Source organism: Mesobacillus sp. LC4 (assembly GCF_053543455.1).
This window is the reverse complement of record NZ_JBGCUB010000004.1, coordinates 343,170-358,059: the sequence shown is the minus strand read 5'-3', so window position 1 is coordinate 358,059 and position 14,890 is coordinate 343,170. Positions and strand designations below refer to the sequence as shown.

17 protein-coding genes are annotated in these 14,890 nt (G+C 41.6%); 2 read left to right on the top strand and 15 right to left on the bottom strand.

Features of this window, described 5'->3' with window-relative positions; translation table 11 throughout:
- Window positions 1–70 precede the first annotated feature (70 nt).
- The 5 genes from AB5I83_RS15110 to treP form a co-directional block, all read right to left on the bottom strand.
- Window positions 71–283, bottom strand: coding sequence for a hypothetical protein (locus AB5I83_RS15110; RefSeq protein WP_167831964.1), 213 nt, complete (start codon window positions 281–283; stop codon window positions 71–73).
- Window positions 284–518: 235 nt separating this feature from the next.
- Complete coding sequence (locus tag AB5I83_RS15105; RefSeq protein WP_448976317.1) at window positions 519–1,706, bottom strand: alanyl-tRNA editing protein; 1,188 nt, start codon at window positions 1,704–1,706, stop codon at window positions 519–521.
- Between the two features lie 119 nt (window positions 1,707–1,825).
- Entirely contained in the window at window positions 1,826–2,236 is a 411-nt protein-coding gene (locus tag AB5I83_RS15100; RefSeq protein WP_167834674.1) for a YugN family protein, read from the bottom strand.
- A gap of 318 nt (window positions 2,237–2,554) precedes the next feature.
- Entirely contained in the window at window positions 2,555–4,240 is a 1,686-nt protein-coding gene (gene treC, locus AB5I83_RS15095; RefSeq protein ID WP_448976314.1) for an alpha,alpha-phosphotrehalase, read from the bottom strand.
- 41 nt (window positions 4,241–4,281) lie between these two features.
- Entirely contained in the window at window positions 4,282–5,688 is a 1,407-nt protein-coding gene (gene treP, locus AB5I83_RS15090; protein ID WP_448976312.1) for a PTS system trehalose-specific EIIBC component, read from the bottom strand.
- 284 nt (window positions 5,689–5,972) lie between these two features.
- On the opposite strand from treP, the gene AB5I83_RS15085 reads away from it, so the two are divergent.
- Together AB5I83_RS15085 and AB5I83_RS15080 are read left to right on the top strand one after the other, a co-directional pair.
- Window positions 5,973–6,425 (top strand): YkvA family protein, encoded by a 453-nt coding sequence (locus AB5I83_RS15085; protein ID WP_448976310.1) that lies wholly within the window; start codon window positions 5,973–5,975, stop codon window positions 6,423–6,425.
- 188 nt (window positions 6,426–6,613) lie between these two features.
- Window positions 6,614–6,850, top strand: coding sequence for a hypothetical protein (locus tag AB5I83_RS15080; RefSeq protein WP_448976308.1), 237 nt, complete (start codon window positions 6,614–6,616; stop codon window positions 6,848–6,850).
- A 46-nt stretch (window positions 6,851–6,896) separates the two neighbouring features.
- Here the strand turns inward: AB5I83_RS15080 and AB5I83_RS15075 are convergent, their stop codons facing one another.
- From AB5I83_RS15075 to AB5I83_RS15030, 10 genes are all read right to left on the bottom strand, one after another.
- Window positions 6,897–7,766, bottom strand: coding sequence for a carbohydrate ABC transporter permease (locus tag AB5I83_RS15075; RefSeq protein ID WP_226087233.1), 870 nt, complete (start codon window positions 7,764–7,766; stop codon window positions 6,897–6,899).
- Window positions 7,763–8,755 carry a carbohydrate ABC transporter permease gene (locus AB5I83_RS15070; protein WP_448976306.1) on the bottom strand — a complete coding sequence of 331 codons (993 nt, stop codon included), beginning with the start codon at window positions 8,753–8,755 and terminating at the stop codon, window positions 7,763–7,765. The genes AB5I83_RS15075 and AB5I83_RS15070 overlap by 4 nt, the downstream gene beginning before the upstream one ends.
- Window positions 8,756–8,892: 137 nt before the next feature.
- Window positions 8,893–10,185, bottom strand: coding sequence for an ABC transporter substrate-binding protein (locus tag AB5I83_RS15065; protein WP_448976304.1), 1,293 nt, complete (start codon window positions 10,183–10,185; stop codon window positions 8,893–8,895).
- Between the two features lie 130 nt (window positions 10,186–10,315).
- Complete coding sequence (locus AB5I83_RS15060; RefSeq protein WP_448976302.1) at window positions 10,316–10,930, bottom strand: hypothetical protein; 615 nt, start codon at window positions 10,928–10,930, stop codon at window positions 10,316–10,318.
- Window positions 10,914–11,441 (bottom strand): RNA polymerase sigma factor, encoded by a 528-nt coding sequence (locus AB5I83_RS15055; RefSeq protein WP_167834665.1) that lies wholly within the window; start codon window positions 11,439–11,441, stop codon window positions 10,914–10,916. Before AB5I83_RS15055 ends, AB5I83_RS15060 begins: the two co-directional genes overlap by 17 nt.
- Before the next feature lie 258 nt (window positions 11,442–11,699).
- On the bottom strand, window positions 11,700–11,828 hold the full coding sequence (locus AB5I83_RS15050) for a YjcZ family sporulation protein (RefSeq protein WP_167834664.1): 129 nt from the start codon (window positions 11,826–11,828) through the stop codon (window positions 11,700–11,702).
- 36 nt (window positions 11,829–11,864) lie between these two features.
- On the bottom strand, window positions 11,865–11,963 hold the full coding sequence (locus tag AB5I83_RS15045) for a YjcZ family sporulation protein (protein WP_023615168.1): 99 nt from the start codon (window positions 11,961–11,963) through the stop codon (window positions 11,865–11,867).
- Between the two features lie 150 nt (window positions 11,964–12,113).
- On the bottom strand, window positions 12,114–12,476 hold the full coding sequence (locus AB5I83_RS15040; RefSeq protein WP_448976299.1) for a hypothetical protein: 363 nt from the start codon (window positions 12,474–12,476) through the stop codon (window positions 12,114–12,116).
- Window positions 12,477–12,854: 378 nt separating this feature from the next.
- Window positions 12,855–13,154 (bottom strand): metal-sulfur cluster assembly factor, encoded by a 300-nt coding sequence (locus AB5I83_RS15035; RefSeq protein ID WP_448976297.1) that lies wholly within the window; start codon window positions 13,152–13,154, stop codon window positions 12,855–12,857.
- 199 nt (window positions 13,155–13,353) lie between these two features.
- The gene (locus AB5I83_RS15030; RefSeq protein WP_448976295.1) at window positions 13,354–14,823 is read right to left on the bottom strand and encodes a UDP-N-acetylmuramoyl-L-alanyl-D-glutamate--2,6-diaminopimelate ligase; all 1,470 of its coding nucleotides are present in this window, start codon (window positions 14,821–14,823) and stop codon (window positions 13,354–13,356) included.
- Window positions 14,824–14,890 lie beyond the last annotated feature (67 nt).

Here is a 14,890-nt window from a genome sequence, read left to right as displayed (position 1 = left end):
GAGAGAGTTTCTTACCAAACAAGCAAAAAAGAGCAGCCAAAGTTTTATTGGCTGCTCCTTCTATATCCATTTACATTTTTTCTGCTATATCATCCATCATTTCATCTATAGTAACAGTGATCTCATTTGTTTTCCTTGCTACCGCAATCGTGAATTCCAATAACTCTTTATATTTTTCTACCGGAATCATTGAATTCGTCTTCTCGTATTCATTCACTTTAAGACCGAGATTTTGCAGGATCATGATTGCCTCTTCTACAGATCCTCTTTCAACATCAAACATTCTGATTCCCCCTAATTCTCTGGTTGAATTCCATTATGAGGGAGTTAAACCTATTTTTAAATGGTAAAACTTTCATGTATACCCAATTAACAAGTCGAATTTAGGCTATAAGTCGGTATTTATCAAGATTTTACCGTAAAAACAGTAGTTAAGATGGTTTTTCGAAGGAAATCACCACTTTAGAACTAGATCGTTCTACCTTAAAATCGTCTTGATCATTCACGCTTCATTCAAATCATTGGATAAATCCGGTAACCTCTCTGATGAATTCCTCACCTGAAATTAACTTGCCTCCACCCTGTACAAGGGTTTCGTTTCCGCCCCCCTTACCGTCAATAAGGGAAAGAGCTTGCTTAGACCATTCCTTCAAATTCCCATCTGCATTCTTCCCTTTTGCCAACACAAATTGAAGCTTGTCCTCATTTTCTGATACCAGCAAAAATACCTTTTCTTCAGCATTCGCTACCAGCAGCCTGGCCAGCTTTTGAAGCTCCTGGATACTTCGGTTCTGAAAAACAGAGCTGATAACATCGTTTTTCCCGGAACCCAGAATTTCGTCTGCTTCGAACTTTAATAATTGCTCCTTCATTTCTTCAATTGTTTTTTCTAGTTCTTTCTTTTGTCCAAGAAGTCTATTTCCTGCTGCACCCATTTCCTGTTCTGGTGCATTCAGCAAGACAGTAAGTTCTTTGATGACTTCATGTTTCTGGCCAAGCTGCTTCAACACCCTTTGGCCGCATACAAACTCTATCCGCATGATTTTCTTTTGTCTTTCCCAACCAAGGATTTTCAATGAGCCAACCTCGGCAGTGCTGTTTGGATGTGTGCCGCCACAGCCATTGTAGTCAAAGTCCGGTATGATGACGAGCCTGATATTACTTGATACGGATAGCTCTTTCCTTAGCCTGTACTGCTTCAATTCCTCTTCATCGACCCATTTAGTGATGATTGGTCGGTTTTCAAGAATCATCTGGTTAGCCAGTTCCTCCACCTTTGCCGCCTCTTCAGCAACAAGCATGTCTGTTTCAAGGTCAATTGTCAGTGTATCTTTCCCCAGATGGAAGCTGACCGTTTTATATCCATACAGCTCCTCGAATGCTGCGGAAAGTATATGCTGTCCTGCATGCTGCTGCATATGGTCAAATCTGCGATCCCAATTAATTTCGCCTTCAATACGATTGGTTGCGGGCAAAGCTTCTTTTATGTAATGACGGATCTCCTCGTCAACCTCCTCGACATCCACTACCTTAATTCCATTCAGGTATCCGGTATCGAATGGCTGTCCACCGCCAGTGGGATAAAATGCGGTCTGTGAAAGGGTGACATATTTCCTCCCAGCTTCATCTTCTTTCTGCTCAACCAGTTCCGCAGCAAAGGTTTTCAAGTATGCATCGCGATAATACAATTTATGTTCCATGGCCATTTTCACGCTCCGATTCGTACTTATGGTTTTTAGTATAGCATTCTTAATGAAACAGTAGTATTTGTCGTGTGGAAATCCAAATAAAAACAGCTCCCATAATGGGAGCTGCCGCTGTTTGCCTATAAAGTGCCCAATGCCTGCTCTGCTTTGTTGATCAACGTTTTTCCTCTATCAACAAGTCCCTCTGGGAATGGGGCATCTTTGTCTGCAGGTGATTTAAACTGGTTAAAAGAACCGGTTACTGCTCCAATATTCCCTTCCTCATCAACATCTGTCTGAAACTGATGATCAAGCAGGAATGGCGTGCCAATCTGAACAAAGGTGCCATCATCATCAAGCGGGCCTCCCGTGGACTCGAATGGAATCCGTACGTACTGGCGGTCACCATGGTCATCATTCAATTTGTAATCAATAAAAGCATGGTCATATTCCCACTGCCCATTGACATTGAAACCAAGCGGCCCTAGCTTTTTCTTCAGTTCTCCAACGGTAAGCTCTTTTCCGTCTATATTTGATTGAATCGGAATCATATCATAAACCTCATTTCATTTGGGATAGTCTCATATCTTACTTTTTCCACCCACAAATGAACATCAAACCTGCTTTAGCATACTAGGGATAAGAGAATCATTCATTTTCGCAGCTCAATAAAGCAAATGGATAACAATCCATACTCTCAGTGATAATTTCTATAGTGAATCTCTACAAAATGGATAATATTCTCTACGACTAGATTCATTCTTAATCTCTACGAAATCGATGAAAATCTCTACCAAATTACAGTCATCTCTACAAATTCCAAAAACTGCAAAAAGTGGAGACCACCAGCGGCCTCCACTTTTCATATTTTATTTAGTTAGATGATAAACAATTGATTCGTAAGGACGTAGGTTAATTCGCGACACGTCATCACTTGAATCCGTATAGTTGGATAACAAGACACCCACCTTATATCCGTCAGCTTTCACTGAATCAGGCAGCTCAAATACCGTATCTTTACCATAAAAATTATTCACGACCAGCAGTTTTTCATTTTGTCCGTTCCTAACATATGCAAAAATGTCTGGATGTTCCTCATGGATGAGCTGGTAGTCGCCATAAGTGATGATGTCATATTGCTTGCGCAGTTGTATCAGCTTTTTATAATGATAGAACACTGAATTTTCATCTGCGAGCGCACTTTCCACATTCACCGTTTGATAGTTCTCAGCAACCTTGATCCAAGGTGTACCACTTGTAAAACCTGCATGCTTTTCTGCATTCCACTGTACAGGTGTCCTCGAGTTGTCTCGTGACTTACTTTGCAAAATCTTCAGGACTTGCTCCTTGGACACGCCTTCTTCCATTTTCATTTTATAAATATTCAAGGATTCAACATCCCGATAATCCTCGATCCTTTCAAAATAAGGATTGGTCATGCCGATTTCTTCGCCCTGATAGATATAAGGTGTCCCCTGCATCATATGCACTGCGGTTCCCAGCATTTTCGCAGATTCGAGGTAATATTGACCATCATCACCATAACGTGAAACGACCCGCGGCTGGTCATGATTGCACCAGAACAGTGCATTCCAACCGCCACCTTTGTTCATTTCTACCTGCCATAAGGACATAATCCGTTTAAGGGCAAGGAAATCAAAATCGGCAAGAGTCCACTTATCACCATTTTCATAGTCCACTTTCAAATGATGGAAGTTGAATGTCATGCTCAGTTCGTTTCTCTCGGGATTCGAATATTTGATGCAGTTTTCGATGGTTGTAGAAGACATCTCTCCGACCGTCATGCTGTCATATTTGGAAAGAACCTCAGCGTTCATTTCCTGCAAATACTCGTGCACCATTGGTCCATCTGTGTAAAATTTCCGGCCATCTCCCGGCGGTACCGATCCATCATCATCAGGGAAATCCTGATCCTTTGAAATCAAGTTTATGACATCAAGCCTGAAACCATCTATACCTTTCTTGAACCAATAATGCATCATCTCATAAACATCATTGCGAAGCTGCTCATTTTCCCAATTCAAGTCGGCTTGGGTCACATCGAATAAATGAAGATAGTATTGTCCTGTAGCCTCATCGTACTCCCATGCGTTCCCGCCGAATTTTGATTCCCAATTGGTCGGTGCGCTTCCATCTTCCTTTGGATCTTTCCAAATATAATAATTACGGTAACGGCTTTCCTTCGATTTCAGGGCATCCTGGAACCACTCATGTTCAGTTGATGAGTGGTTCACGACTAAATCCATGATCACTTTGATGCCGCGTGAATGAGATTCCTCAAGCAGACGGTCGAAGTCTTCCATCGTCCCGTAATCCTCATAAATACGGTAATAATCCCTAATATCATAGCCATTATCCCGCTGTGGTGAATCGTAAACCGGCGTCAGCCATATGACGTCCACTCCCAGCTCATTCAAATAGTCCAGCTTGGCGATAATCCCTGGCAGGTCGCCTGTTCCATTGCCGGTGGTGTCATAAAAACTCTTTGGATAGATTTGATAGACAACCGACTTTTTCCACCATGGTTCAGTCATGATAAAACATCCACCTCCATCAGGATTTTACTCTAGTGCGATTATGCTTCTTTTTTCTTTCTTGTTTTTGCCATAATGAATGTCAGTACGAATGGTACGATAAGCGCGATTCCCATCCCGATGAAGAAAACACCCCAGAACTCAGTGAAGATGGATAGGAAAGCAGGCAATCCGCCAACACCAATCGATGGTGCCATAACTCCGCGAAGGGTGATGACAATCCCAGCGATTGCTGAACCGATGATCGCTGCGATAAATGGATATCTGTAGCGCAGGTTCACACCAAACATTGCTGGTTCGGTAATTCCCAACCATGCTGAAATCGCTGATGTCATTGAAAGACCTTTTAACTTTTCATTATCCTTATCAGCAAACATCATCGCAAAAGCAGCTGAGCCCTGTGCGATATTAGAAAGAGCTACCATCGGCCATAGGAATGTACCGCCGATTGTTCCTATTAACTGTAAATCCACTGCCAGGAAGGTATGGTGCATTCCTGTGATAACTAGTGGAGCATATAAGCCTCCGTAAATAAGGCCGCCGATAACAGGTGCTGCATCAAAAATCCCGACAACGCCGTCAGTAATCAGGTTTCCAATTGCAAACGTGATTGGCCCGATAACGATGAATGACAAGAAACCTGTGATCAAAAGTGCGAGAGGTGCTACCGTCAAAAGCTGGAACGCATCAGGTATCCGCTTGCGCAAGAAGATTTCCATCCTCGCCAGTACATAGGATGCTAACAATACAGGTAATACCTGTCCTTGATAACCTACCTTCTCAACTGTCAGTCCAAATAAATTCCATGTAGGAACTTCCTCTGTTGCCCCGTAACCCCAGGCGTTCAGCAAATCCGGGTGAACAAGCATGAGTCCGAGTACAATACCAAGAAGCGGGCTTCCGCCAAATTTGTTAACCGCACTCCATCCAATCAAGCCTGGCAGGAATACGAAGGCTGTATTGGCAATCAAATTAATGATGCTGGCAAAATCAGCCCAGCCAGTATAAACATCAATTAATGCCTTTCCCTCAAAGAAGATGTCCTTCCCAGTCAGGATATTATTAATTCCCATAAGCAAACCAGCAGTAACAATTGCCGGCAGGATCGGAATGAAGATATCTGCAAGCGTCTTGATTGCCCTTTGAAGTGGGTTCAAGTTTTGAGCTGCAGCATCTTTGATATCTTCTTTCGATGCTTCACCAATTCCTGTAATCGCAACCATTTCTGCGTAAACCTTATCGACCAGGCCTTGTCCAATCACTACCTGGTACTGGCCGTTAGCGGAAAACGATCCTTTTACAAGGTCACTATTTTCAAGCTTTTCTTTATCTACTTTTCCTTCATCCTTCAAGGCAAAACGCAGCCTTGTAACACAGTGGGTGGCAGCAGCAATGTTTTCCTTACCGCCGACAGCTTCAACAATTTGTTCAACTGCTTGTCGATCCATAGTTAATCTCCTCCTGTTACCGTTTTCATTTACTATAAAAATAAGAGCTCATCAATCTTCTTGTATATACATGTTGATTACGTTTTCATTTTACTTGTATATACATGATTAGTCAACTAGTTTTAATCATCCTTTAAATTTCCCAAAAACCCTGGTTTCAAACAGACCTTGGACTTGGATGGTCTATCACTATAAAAAATTACTAAAGGCTCGAAATGTTTTGATACGAGAAACATAAGGGTAAAAATAAGAAATAAGGAATTTCAGCAGGAAGGGTGTTTGCAATGTTAGGCACAAAAAAACTGGAAGAAGGTTATAAAAAGTTTGAGTCCAAGGCAAAAGAATATATGAACAAACCGGAGAAAACCGATGTCTTACTGAAGGATGCCGGCAAAAAAGCTGATCAGAATAAAGGGGCGCTGGCGGAAATTTGGGACAATCTCCAGCTCCTGTTTGATTTAGTCGGAGCCTGGCGACGGGGGGAATATCGACAAATCCCTACAAGATCAATACTGACCATCATCGCTTCGATCATCTACTTCGTATCACCCATCGATTTAGTTCCAGATTTCCTGATTGGACTGGGAATCGTTGATGACGCAGCCGTCATTGGTTTTGTACTAAAACAAATTTCTGTTGACCTCGAAAGTTTCCGAATCTGGAAAGAAGTAAATCCATCCAGTAATACTATTATTGAAGAAACTTCAATCGAAAATAATATGGAAAGCCTTACTTAGCCCGAAATTAATCGGGCTTTTTTATTGGGAAAAAATCCTTTTAACTTTCTAGTACGAAAGTGGTCTTTTAGGGAATAAACACTTCGTCCTATTCTATTTCCATGTCCCCTTCCGTACTTTATAAATAATAGTAAATTTTTTACAAAGTTTTCTATTGCGATTTTTCATTTCAAAAAGGGGGATGAATCATGCAAAAACTGTTCATGTTGACTTTCGTATTGCTGCTTGTTTTCTCGGGTTCTGTCATTGCCTCTTCTTCACAAAATCAAAATAGGAATGCCACTCCTGTTGAGGATTACCAAAGTAAAATTGGAGTTAACCCAGATGGGTACACATGCTGGCAGTGCACTAAATATGTTTATCATAATGGTTATAGAACGTGTGTATCAGGCGTGTGGCTGACAACCTGCCCAGTCATGAATTAACAATAAAAAAGGATGCTGGCCACCAGCATCCTTTTTATGTCTACATTTATCCTTTCGTGCCTGAAGAGATATTTGAACCTTCGATAAAGTATTTTTGGAAAAAGAAAAATAACAGAATCACCGGCAATAGAACTGTGACCGACATTGCCATCAAGTAATGCCATTGGGTCTGAACAGTTCCCTTGAAGGTCTGGAGACCAATTTGCAATGTATACTTGCTTTCATCATTGATATAAAGCAACGGCCCTAACAGATCGTTCCATGCACCATTGAAGGAGAAGATCGCTACTGTAATCAATGCTGGCTTTGTAAGCGGGAGCATGATATTCCACCATATCTGCAGGTGACCGGCACCATCAAGGACGGCGGCTTCGATCAGCTCATTCGGTATCCCCATCATGAACTGCCGCAGAAGGAAGATGAAAAACGCACTGCCAAGGAATGCGGGTACGAGCAATGGCAGATACGTGTCAATCCATCCAAGCTTCGAGAAGAGGATATATTGCGGCACCATCGTTACAAACCCAGGAATCAGCATAGTGGACAACACAATGACAAAGAGAGCATTTCTTCCCTTAAACTTTATCTTTGCAAAAGCATAGGCTACCAGCGAGTTGACAAGTACACTGCCAATTGTCCCGACTACTGCCAAGAAAAGCGTATTCAATGCCCAGCGAGTGAATGGTGCAGTCTGCCAGGCTTCTATATAATTATTAAAATTGAACTCTTTCGGAAAAAACGTCGGCGGATATTGCGCAATCTCTGCCGGTGACTTAAGTGAAGTCGATATCATCCACCATAACGGCATTAAGATCAATGTGCTTCCGGCAAGGAGCAGCAGCGTTACGAATGTATGTCTTACCTTCTTTTTAAACTTTTTAGTCTCGTAAAATCTTGGTGCTGTCGTTGAACTCATTTGCCGTTACCCCCTTCATAATGCACCCACCGTTTACCGAGCTTCATATTCACTGCTGTCAGAATCATGACAATGATAAACAATAGCCAGGCCATGGCCGAAGCATAACCCATGTTAAAGACTTCAAACGCATTGTTCCACATATGGAGGTTATAGAATAAGAGCGAATTACCAGGCCCACCGCTTCCATTTTCGGTCATGACATACGCTTCCTGAAAAATCTGGAATGCACCAATCGTACTTGTGATTACATCAAAGAATATGATAGGCGAAATCATAGGCAGTGTGATATGGTAAAACTTTTGCCATGGCGATGCCCCTTCTATATCTGCAGCTTCATACATCTGAGTCGAAACCCCTTGCATGATTGCCAAGTATAAAAGCATTCCCCCGCCTACGCTCCACATTTTCATTAAAAGCAATGCCGGCTTCGTCCACTCGGGATCAAACAGCCAGGCTGGACCATCAATTCCGACCCACCCAAGCATTGTGTTGACAAGTCCTGTTGAAGGGCTCAAAAGCTGCATCCAAAGAAAATATACAGCAACACCGGATAAGACCGCCGGCAGATAATAGATTGTCCTGAAAAACTTCATCCCTTTGATCTTATGATTCAACAGGACGGCCAGTAAAATCGCTCCTGCAGTCGTCAATGGAACCGAGAAAATAACATAATAAATAGTATTAAAAAGAGAAGTGCGGAATAAATCGTCCATCGTAAACATGCGTTTATAGTTTTCCAAACCTATGAAATTCATTTTCGAAGTAATATTGTAATCTGTGAAACTTGCGGCCAGGCTGAAGAGCAATGGCCCCAAGGTCAACCCAAGAAACCCAATGATCCAAGGAGAAATAAATAAATACCCTGCCAAATTGTCCTTTGCCTCTCTGCTGAGACCCTTCGTTCGTGCTGATTCAACAGTTTTACGTTCCCTTGTTACTGGTGAAGCAGCTTCTTCATGCACTAATGTACTTTCCGATGACTTCATCCTGTCCTTACCCCCTTGTTGCGTTTCACTCTAGTTCATTGACTATTCCGAAAACAATCGTTATCTTTTCTACCGTTTTAAGCTAAAATCTTTATCAAAAAGAGAAGGGCGTTTTGCGCCTTCTCTTTTTAAAGTCATTATTTCTTCATCTTTTCGATATCTTCTTCTGCTTGCTTCGATGCTTTTTCTGGGGTTGTTTTACCTAAAAGCGCATTGTCGATATGCGGGTTCAACCTGCTATGGTAATCTGGATACTCTACGGGTACAGGGAACATCTTGGTTTGCTCCAGGTTTTTGACAGTAGCTTCATAAACCAGCTTGTCAGGACCTTCCAGCTCATTTAATGCCGCCTCTGCAGCTTTAACGTTAGCTACATTGTCATAGTTTTTCACTGCCCAATAGTTCTGCGCTTCTACGTCTGTCAGATATTTAATGAAGTCCATTGCTTCCTCTGGATGATCTGCGCCTTTTGGAATTTCGACTACAAATCCTCCGCCTTCTGCCCAGTTACCTGACCCTTCCTCGTTTGCAGGAATTGGAGCGACACCAAAATCGACATCCTGTCCATAATCTCTTAATTGTGTGTAGAATGTTCCTACATCAACCCACATGGCAACTTTTCCTGCGATGAATGGGTTTGCCTGTTCGCTCCCGAACTCTGCCTGGAAGGCTTGGACAGTTTTTTCTCCGAGACGTTCTTTCCAATCAAGGATCCAATTCAGGGCTTCAACTTTTTTGGGAGTGTTGATTGTCAGCTCTCCATCCTCAATGAATCCATTGCCATTATCAGCGTTTGTCATCCAGCTTGAAGCTCCGACACTTCCCCATAATGGATAGAAGCCAACTCGTTCGTATCGGTCACCATTTTTACTATCTAATTTCTTTGCATACTCCTCAAGCTCTGCCCAGGTTGCAGGCGGCTTCTCAGGATCAAGGCCCGCTTCCTTGAATGCCGTTTTATTGTAGAAAAGAAGACGCGTGTCTGTATTGAAAGGAACAGCATATGACTTTCCGTCATACTCTACTGTTTCCCATAAATGCGGGTAAAACTTTTGCTTAAATGAATCATCAATATACTGGCTTAAATCCTCAACCTGCTTGTTTTCAGCACGTTGGGCCACCGTATTGATGTCATTGACAATGACATCTGCAGGATTGCCGGCTGCAACTGAGGCAAGGTTCTTTGTCCAGATATCACCCCATGGCAAGAAAGTATGTTTAACAAACACCTTATCCTGGGAATCATTATAATCATCAATGATTTTTTCAATAATTGGGCGACGTGTTTCCGAGCCCCAGAATGTCCAGAAATCGACGATTACTTTCCCATCTTTCGTTTTTTCGGCTTCTGCTTTTTGCTCCCCAGAACAACCAGCAAGTAAGCCAATTAGAATAAATGCTGTTAGAAGTAGTGCTAGACCCCTTTTCATCTCTCTTCCTCCTGTATATCCAAGTTGTTTAATAAGTACAACCCTTTTCTTACCACACCTTTCGACTATCTAAACATTTTGAGTTATATTTTTTCAAAAACAGGAGTAAAGTTGCATAAAAAAAACAGATTCAAAACTGAACCTGTTTTTCCATATCATCAATCATGGCGATCACTTTGGCTGCCTGACTTTCCTCTACTTTATATACCTTATTTTCTTTCATTCTTTTGATATAGACTTGATTTTTACTGATCCACACCTTGCATTTATCAGGCTTTTTTCCCTCATAGATTAACAACAAATCGTAAGCACTCTTCATCTCCGGGGCATCCTTCACATTGTTTTGTCCATTAACTGTGGAATTCATTATCTCCAGCCAGCCTGGCTCATCAACAATCAAAATTCCTTTTCGGGTCAGATTCGAATGAAGATTAAAGTGATCAGCTGAATCAGATTTAGTCAGATAAGTAATGACAACCTCGCTCTCTGCAACGATTTCTGATGAGTGGAGAGCAGCTAATCCATTCTGGGCAGGAGCTTGGATTTCCGTAAGAAGGTACGCTCCACAAACCAATATCATCACAAAAGTCAATAGACTGCCTGTCCAACTGGACAAGCATTGATTGGGCATCTGCTTTCTTCCAGTTTGGAGTATGGTATTATAGGTTTTTCGTTTTTGAATTTCCGACCTTGGGATTTGATTGAGGCTCCTGAAGTGATCTTCCAGTTCAAATGATTTCTTCAATTATTTCCCCTCTTCTCTTTAACTCTTTTTTTAAGGCTGCCATTGCACGGGAAGTCGTGATTTTCACTTTACTTTCGCTCCAGCCAAGAATCAAAGCGGTTTCCCTAATCGAAAATTCTTTGATTTTCCTTAGAATCAATACTTCCTGGTAGCTTAGCTTCAGAGCTTTGATTCCTTTATAAAGGTGTGAAGTCTTCTCCCCTTTTACAATAATTTCGACAGGAGAAGGCTGACATGATTGAATGACATACTTATCCAAAGAAAAGAAACGCAGCCTCCTTCGTCTTCTTAAATGGTCAATAGCAACATTCCGGGCAATTTTAACAAGCCATGTGAAAATTTGTGAATCACCGTTAAATTGGTGAATATGCTTGTACACCCTTAAAAATGTTTCCTGGGTTAGATCCTCTGCGACTTCTTTCTTTCCGGTCAATAACAGGAGATAGCCATAAACCTTGTCACTGTACTCCACATATACCTCATGGAAATGATTGCTGTAGTGATCGCTCAAAATTCTCCCCCCTTTTACAGACAGTTAGACGAACAAGGATAAAAAAAGAATCACTGTTTTTGGAATATTTTTAATTTAATTAAAAATAACAAAAATTCTTACCTTTTCCAATCGGCCTAATTGACTAAGAAGGAAGGCAGCCGAGTTATGAGGAAATATTAGAAGCTGAATGAGAAGGCGGCTATGAGGTTTAAAGAAAAAGAGACTGGCAAAAGGTCACAAACAATGACCTTTGAGCCAGCCTCTTTCCATGGTTTGTTAGCGATAACATGCGCAGCCAACGATGATCAAGAGGATGAACAGCACAACGATTAACACAAAACCGCTGCCATATCCAGCTCCTCCTACACCGTAACCGCCATATCCACAGCCGCTGTATCCGTACATGGTAAAACCTCCTAATGAAGTTTACTTATTCACTGTTTAGTAACCGAAACCCCAAGAAGCTCCGATTATGATTAAAAGAATGAACAATACTACAAGCAGGGCGAAACCGCCACCATAGCCGCATCCTTCAGACATCGTAACAACCTCCTTTTTTTGTGTCCCTATATCCTATTCAGGTCAGGACATTTGTGCAATAAAACACCCAAAAAAATACTAGCCCAATTAAATTCAGAAGAAGGACAAGAAAAAGAGGACCTTGTTTGGTCCTCTTTTTCGCAGTAGTACCTATCCGATTTTCACTTGATCCTCTTGGGTTTCATATAAAAACTCATATGTAATCAAAGGTTTGACCGGTATCTCCAGCCATCTTGTTACACCATTATTAGTTACTTTTTCTTTATACACTGGCTTGCAGTCTTCAAGAAGGCAAAGCCTCAATGTTTCAAACCCACTTAATTCCTGGACTGCTTCCTCGATTTCTTTTGTCTCTTCCGCAGTCGCAAGGACTTTTTCTTTTTTCGGCTCGAGCAGGACCACAATCAATTCCTTCCGCATCTGCTTTTCCAGTTCCATTCTTGCGAAAGCCAGCTTTTTCAAGTTCCTGTTCAATTGCCACATGCTGATACCAGCTATTTTTTTATAAATCATTCTTATTGCCTCCAGTTTTCCCCCAACTCTTATTCTAAAAGACAATTCGAATGAATGTAAGATTATATTAGGGTATGGGAAAAATTCCAAAGGTTGTTTTTGGCATTTGCACTGTTTTTTATTGGACCTGGTGCGGCTTCAGACAAAATCATCAAGCAGAACCTGTTTTTTGTCTGAACTTGGGGTGACTTCGGACAAAATCAACAGGACAAGACAGGGTTTTGTCTGAACCTAGTACGACTTCGGACAAAATCTTTTGGATAAATGTTTTGTCTCAAAGCCCAATAAGAGTTCGGTCAAATCGCCGCTTCATTTTCCCTTAGTTTTTCGAACAATAAAAAAAGATTGCGATAAGCGCAATCTTTCCAGAATGAATATTTATAGATCCAGTAGATATTTAGCGTACTGGGACATGCGCTCTTTTGTCCACTTGGGAGCTGAGACCATTTTAATATCGATATGATCGGGGTTCCCTATATGTCCAGCCAGGTGTTCACGTGCAGAGAGAGCAATATAATCGGCAAGCATGCAGTCTTCATTTCTCGTGGTCATAACGATTTCGACATCATGATCATCCTTGACACTGACTTCATAGACGAGGCCAAGGTTCACAATATCGACTCCAAGCATCGGTTCTTCTACCTCTGCAAGCATTTTATAAATTTCTTTTTTATCCACATTGAGGACCTCCTCCCGCTACAGTCAGGTCATGCGCCTTGCTTGCTTTTATCATAAAGGATGGTGGAAAAATAATGGAGTGCTGGACTTCACGTTTCATATTATTGTCAATTTTTGAAGAAAAATTTGTGTCAGTTTACTCTAAGGGGATTACATTCTAAAAAAACAGGCTGATTTTTTAATCAGCCTGCGGAAAGATTCAACCAATTACCTTTTCCTTGTTCATCTTTTTTAAATATAACAGCGTTTCTTTATCTGTCGACGTTGGAAGTTCATACATTGCTTGATACTCCTCTGGTCCTTTTCCAGTGATGAGAATCCACTCCCCGCTCTGGGCGTTTTCCCATGCATTCCGGATTGCCATGGTCCTGTCGGTAATGACTTTCCCTTTATTCTTGCCAAATCGTACATTCAAATCCTGTAATTCTTTGGCCATTTCTTCTTCAGATATGCCGTTCAAATCATCGAAGGTCAAGGTGAACTCATCACTCATTGCAGCCGAAGCTTTGACCATATGTTCTCTTTTTGTCTCATCTCGCTCTCCACGGAAGCCGAATATATGCTTTATTTTTACTGCCTCATGCTCTTGAGCTGCTTGCAGACAGTATTCAATCGCATCCTTTGTATGTGCATAATCGACGATGAAAGTAGCGCCTTCAGGATGGGAAATCATTTCGAACCTACCCGGGACTCCTGGAAAGGATTTAAGCGCCTCTGTAATCACATCAGGACTGATACCGATTTTCACTGCTGTCAAAAAGGCCAATGCTGCATTGTAGACATTGTGAAGACCAGGTGATGGGAAAGTCAGCGGATAGGTGATTCCTCCCATCTTGATGTCAAACCTGGTTTGGCCATTCAATTTTATATCCTCTATTTTCAAGTCATGGGAATCGTCATAGCCGAGTGAATATACAGGGATATCTTTAGCGTTTAAAATACTCGAAAGTTTGTCTCCCCACTCGCCCAATCTGCTGACGACGGCTGAACCCTCTTTTTTCATGTAATTGTACATCAATGTTTTTGCTTCGAAATAATCCTCGATGGTCGGATGGTAATCTAGATGATCATGTGATAGGTTGGTAAATAAGCCATAGTCCAGTTCCAGGCCTTCAATCCTGTATTGTTTCAGTGCATGTGACGACACTTCCAGCACTACAAACTCATCCTTGCTCTTCGAAATCAATTCCTGGATCTGCAAAGCATCCGGGGTTGTATTTGAGGGCTTGTACACTTCATTATTAATAATATAAGATACTGTGCCTAGCAATGAGCAGCTTTTTCCTGCACTCTCCAGAATATGTCTTAAAATGTATGATACGGTCGTTTTTCCGTTTGTACCTGTAACTCCGATTACTGTATGATTTCTCGACGGGTGATCATAAAATTCACTCGCTGCCCTTCCTAGTGCTTGCCTGCTGTCAAAAACCTGGATATAAGGGACTTCAAGTTCAAGCTCATTTTCCCCTATGACTGCTCTAGCCCCATTGTCCATAGCTTGAGTAATAAACTTGTGGCCATCTATCTGAAAACCTTTAATCGCGACAAATAAATCTCCGGGCTTCACTTTACGTGAATCCATCTGAATTCCAGTCAAGACAGGATCTGTATCATTCTTATATCTTTTCACACTGCCGCCGAGTGCTTCTAGCACCTTGGTTAATCTCATTTCCAAAACTCCCTTTTTAACATGCCTAAAGATTCCACATCCGGAATTAGAAATGTATATAATATGT